This is a genomic window from Tychonema sp. LEGE 06208, assembly GCF_015207505.1.
GTDB lineage: Bacteria > Cyanobacteriota > Cyanobacteriia > Cyanobacteriales > Microcoleaceae > Microcoleus.
The window spans coordinates 1-3,528 of sequence record NZ_JADEWT010000203.1 but is presented as its reverse complement, the minus strand read 5'-3'; the positions used below and the strand labels follow the sequence as shown (position 1 = coordinate 3,528).

The following is a 3,528-nucleotide window of genomic DNA, read 5'->3' as shown; positions in this document are numbered from 1 at the left end:
CTCTCCCCTTCTCCCCCTCTCCCCCTCAATCGCCATACACAATCTATATGAGCAACAGCTTACTACACTGATTTATCAGTATTTGATTGATAGTTCAACCGCAGATTTAAGTGGTAGGGTGCGTCGCTATCAAAAATTCCTGAATTTGACAAACACTTCCCTAGCGACGCACCGGACAATCCTTGAGGAAATAAGCGCAATTTTTGGGTAAGAAGACTTGCAATCGTGAATTCTATAAGGTGCGGATATGTGAGCTTTTTGATATTTCATTAAGATTTTTTGAGGCAACGCACCTTACGAGTATGTTCCGCGATCGAGCCATAACCTGCTGTCACGTCAAAGGTGTTATAGGCGGTAAATCAGAATTATGTTTAGCCTGATTTATTGCCTCTCGATGTTCGCCTCTAAGCTTCGGTTTTAAATACAAGTTTTCCACCAAAGCCGCCACTCCCGCAAACCAAGGCGGCACAATTATTGCGCCGATAATTCCCAATACTTGCACGCCTCCCAAAACAGACAGCAATTGATACAATGGATGCACGCCAACCGAGGAACCAACCAGCAAAGGATCGAGTACGTAAGTTTCCAAGTTTTGGATAATTACAAATAACAGCAATACCCACAAAACCAGCCAGCCACCTTTAGCTAAGGCTACAATTAATGCGGGGACTGCTCCCAATACTGGGCCGATGAAGGGAATCAGGTTGGTAACACCTGCGATCGCACCCAAGCCTAAAGCAAATTCCGGCATTCCTAAAACGCTCAAACCTGTGGTAATAAATATCCCTAAAATCCCCGAAACTAACACTCGCCCGCGAATATAACTCCCCATTCTTTGACCGATGGGCGTTGCTTGGGCGGCTAATTTTTCATCCCAAGGTTTGGGGAAAAACTGCACTAAGCTTTTAATTAATGTGTTGCTATCGGCAACCATGTAACCTGAAATAAATAATGCTAAAATCAAGCTGAAAACACCTCCTAAAATGCCTCTAGTTAAACTGTACGATCGCAAAATTAGTTGTTGGCTAGATCGAATCAGCCAATTCGTCAGCGATTGAGTGTCCACCAACTGACCCACCAGCGCCGGGGCATCGTCGGTGAGGCGACTCAATAGATTAGTGGCTAAGGTTTCCAGACTTTTAACGTAAACTGGTAGCAGTCGCACCAGTAACTGGATTTGCTCGATAATTGTCGGGCCGATTAACACTACCGCCCCGCTAAATCCGCCGATCAGAGTTAAATAAACCAGAATCACCGCCAGCCAGCGGGGAAGGCGCATGGTTTCGGCCCAATTGACGATCGGGACGATCGATGCGGCCAGCACGACTGATATCATCAGAATTACTAGCAGGCTCCGCAATTGCCACAGCAGCACTAGCAGCAAGGACGATGCTACAATTAGCAGCAAGTTAGGTATAGAAATTGTAATCCGCTGTTCTGACATGATTGAGTAATTATATTGTGGCCGAATCTGTTACCCTTGATGTTATAATAAACTATACGATATAAATTATAAATAAGACAATGAAAGTGCATTCAAGCAGTGGGAATGTTTTTGCGGACTTAGGGCTCCCGAATCCTGATGAACTATTGATTAAGGCAGAACTAGCTCATCAAATCAGTGAGTTAATCTCGGAACAAGTAACTCAGATTGAAGCAGCAAAGATTTTAGAAATCTCTCACCCCCAGATATCAGCATTGATGCGCGGCAAATTATCCGACTTCTCTACAGAACGCCTATTTCGTTTTATCAACGCACTCGGCAGCAATGTAGAGATTCGTATTGCCCACTCCCAACCAAATGTCCAAGGTCAAACTCGCATTGTCCTAGCATAGTACATAAAAAATTAAAAAACTTATATGCAATCACCACCTTCAAATCAAGATTTGTCAACCACTTCGTCTATAAAATCACCAACGCTATTTTACGAATGGCAAAATTATCGCTGTGCTTACGATGTTTACAACCCAAATACTGCGGCCACAAATAGCATCCCTTTGTTATTGATTCATCCCATAGGAGTTGGATTGTCAAGAGTATTTTGGCAGAGATTTTGCGAAGATTGGTACAAATCGGGCAACACAAATCCGATTTACAACCCCGATCTTTTGGGGTGCGGAGATTGCGAAATGCCTGCTGTGGCTTGCTATCCTGACGATTGGGCGGCCCAGTTGCAGTTTTTCTTGGAGACTGTAGTAAAAAAACCTGCGATCGTACTCGTGCAAGGTGCTTTACTGTGTGTAGCCTTGGAATTAGCCAAAATCCAGCAGGAAAGCGGCTCAAATTTAATTGGCGGATTAATCCTCGCCGGGCCTCCAGCTTGGGCGGTGATGAACAAACATTCGACAGAGAGACAGCAAAGAATCGTCTGGAATTTGTTAGATTCTCCCTTGGGAAACGCTTTTTACCGCTACGCCAGACGCGCTGAATTCTTGCGATCTTTTTCTGCAAAACAACTGTTTGGCGATGCGGCAAAAGTTGACAGGGAATGGTTGGAGGCTTTGCAGGCTGGGGCGGCAAATCCTGACAGCCGCCACGCAGTTTTCTCGTTTTTGGCGGGGTTTTGGCGCAAGGATTACAGCAGTACGATTCAAAAGTGCGATCGCCCCGTACTCGTTATCATGGGAGAAACAGCCTCAAGCATTAGTCAATCGGGTAAAGAAGAAAAACCAGAGGAAAGACTAGCGCAATATTTGGCTAACTTTCCCAACGCAGAGGGTTTATTAATGCCGGGGCGCAACGTTTTACCCTACGAATCCACCCCAGAATTTGTCGGCGCGGTTGCCGAATTTACAAATAAGTTAAATCAATAAAAATTCATTCCTTCGTAGTGAGGAATTCAGTCCGTCCCAGAGGAATGAATTACTCACTACAAACCAGTTTTTTAACCCCGGTGCCAAATAGTTGTACCATCCTTTTGGTCAATCAAAGTAATGCCATTATCCTTAAGTTCATTGCGAAGGCGATCGCCCTCAGCGAAATCCCTAGCTATTCGCGCATCCTTCCGCCGCTGAATCATCGCCTCAATCTCCCCATCACTCAAACCGCCAACCGCATCATCGCTGTCAGCTTCCGGCTGAACTTCCAACCCCAAAACCCCCGCCAAACTCACCAAAGTCAGCCAATGAAGCTGCAACAATTCCGGCGAAGTTTCAGTTTTGCCTTGATGCACCAAAATATTGCTTTCCTTACCCAATTCCTTAGCCAATTCAAACAAAACAGCCAAAGCAGCCGGAGTATTGAAATCATTATCCATCGCGGCTTGAAACTGCTGCACAGCATTGGTATCTTGTCCGGTTTTCTCAACATCCCAACTCAGTTTATCGGCATATCGGAGCCCAAAAAGCAAGCCTTCGTTGATCGTATTCCAGCCATTTCTAGCAGATGCGATCGCCTCTTCAGTAAAATCAATTTGACTGCGGTACTGCGCCATCAACACAAACAGCCTCACCGCCATCGGTTCCACCGCTTTTGACTTATCACTCTTACTCCCCCCCTTACCAAGGGGGGGCTGGGGGGGTGCAGAT

The 3,528-nt window shown here is 45.6% G+C and carries 5 protein-coding genes; 3 read left to right on the top strand and 2 right to left on the bottom strand.

The genetic code is table 11. The features are described 5' to 3' along the window. A partial coding sequence (locus IQ263_RS29040; RefSeq protein ID WP_228050427.1) for a hypothetical protein occupies positions 1-211 on the top strand: 211 nt, incomplete at its 5' end. Between the two features lie 120 nt (positions 212-331). Here the strand turns inward: IQ263_RS29040 and IQ263_RS27785 are convergent. Beyond that, entirely contained in the window at positions 332-1,444 is a 1,113-nt protein-coding gene (locus IQ263_RS27785) for an AI-2E family transporter (RefSeq protein ID WP_194071256.1), read from the bottom strand. An 80-nt stretch (positions 1,445-1,524) separates the two neighbouring features. On the opposite strand from IQ263_RS27785, the gene IQ263_RS27780 reads away from it, so the two are divergent. Continuing rightward, positions 1,525-1,836: a helix-turn-helix domain-containing protein gene (locus IQ263_RS27780; RefSeq protein ID WP_228042329.1), complete on the top strand. Its 312-nt coding sequence runs from the start codon at positions 1,525-1,527 to the stop codon at positions 1,834-1,836. A 24-nt stretch (positions 1,837-1,860) separates the two neighbouring features. Further along, entirely contained in the window at positions 1,861-2,814 is a 954-nt protein-coding gene (locus tag IQ263_RS27775) for an alpha/beta fold hydrolase (RefSeq protein WP_194071255.1), read from the top strand. A gap of 71 nt (positions 2,815-2,885) precedes the next feature. On the opposite strand, the gene IQ263_RS27770 is transcribed toward IQ263_RS27775, so the two are convergent. Then, a partial coding sequence (locus IQ263_RS27770; RefSeq protein WP_339384807.1) for a DALR domain-containing protein occupies positions 2,886-3,528 on the bottom strand: 643 nt, incomplete at its 5' end.

Coding starts and splice junctions, on each gene's coding strand:
- IQ263_RS27785 (WP_194071256.1), bottom strand. CDS start 1,444: ATGTCAGAACAGCGGATTACAATTTCTATACCTAACTTGCTGCTAATT.
- IQ263_RS27780 (WP_228042329.1), top strand. CDS start 1,525: ATGAAAGTGCATTCAAGCAGTGGGAATGTTTTTGCGGACTTAGGGCTC.
- IQ263_RS27775 (WP_194071255.1), top strand. CDS start 1,861: ATGCAATCACCACCTTCAAATCAAGATTTGTCAACCACTTCGTCTATA.